This window comes from Paraliobacillus sp. JSM ZJ581 (genome assembly GCF_044383835.1).
GTDB lineage: Bacteria > Bacillota > Bacilli > Bacillales > Amphibacillaceae > Paraliobacillus.
Map to the genome: position 1 here is coordinate 1 of NZ_JBISEP010000070.1, position 1,201 is coordinate 1,201.

Sequence of the window (1,201 nt, forward strand, 5' to 3'; positions counted from 1 at the left end):
CGGAATTTTTTATACAAGTTTTTCATAGTGCTAGGAATTATTCTCATTCTTTTTGCTGTTTATCTGGCAAGACCTCATTAAGAATCATAGTTATATATAGATCATAAATGAGTTCTATTTGGTATCCGAGTGAAACGATTATTTTATTTACCAGCTTTTTTAGTGAACTGAAAAAGTATATGAACATGCGTTATTTTAATGATTGTAAGTCTGCTTGGATGTTTCTTCAATCATTGAAAAACGCATTTTTTAAATTGTAAGCGTGAAATAAAATACACATAACAATCTCAGGGCATCTATGTGATAATCTTCTTAGAAAACAAATTGGGAGGTTATGCGATGACCTTAAAAGACAAGCGAATAGAATGGAAAGCGTGGTATGATGTCTGGAAGAAAAGTGGGCAAAGTATAGCGGAATGATGCCGAGGCAAGAAATTAAAACGTATCAGATGCATTATTGGGTCCAACCATTTCGTGAACAAGTAAGTGCGTAAAGAATTAAAGGTTATTCCTTCGCAGGTGAAAGTGGTGGAACATGTCCAGTACGCCTATAGCTGTCGCCATTGTGAACAACATGAGATACAAACGCCTATTCAAACAGCTAAAATGCCAGCACCTGTATTTCCAGGGAGTTTAGCCTCTTGCTCTATACGATGACGCAAAAATACGTGTAAGGAATGCAGTTTTATCGCCATAAGAAGCAATTTGAACGATCTGGCGTCTTTATTTCATGTCAAACACTAGCTAATTGGGTCATGTATGCACTACCCTCACTTCGATGGGAGAGTTTTTTTTGTTGTATTGTATATGAATGTGTATTTGTGAGCGGTGGAATCAAAAATGAATGAATCTATATTTCTTATATATGTAATAGAAAAGTGAGAATATAATATATTGATTAATGAAATAGAATATAATATATTATTCATCATATTACGTTAACATAGTATTATCTTTGTCATACTTATTCTGTGTATTTCCTCAAAATAAAAAGCAATAAATATAATCCTTAACTCGACATAAATCGAAAACTGTATATATTCCATGGAAAAGCTACTAGTATCTTCCCCCCTCTTAAGCGTCCTAAAAAGAAAGGTATATTTGGAAATGTTATAGTCGTTTTTATACAATTGTAGTAATTTCATAAATATCTAGTACATAAAAGAATAGGGAAGCAACAGAAAATTGAACGCGACTTATC

The 1,201-nt window shown here is 33.0% G+C and carries 1 pseudogene; it reads left to right on the forward strand.

What is annotated here, in order from left to right:
• Positions 1–486: 486 nt before the first annotated feature.
• Positions 487–761 (forward strand): annotated as a pseudogene (locus tag ACH6CY_RS15710) (IS66 family transposase zinc-finger binding domain-containing protein); the annotation flags it as partial.
• Positions 762–1,201: the final 440 nt, after the last annotated feature.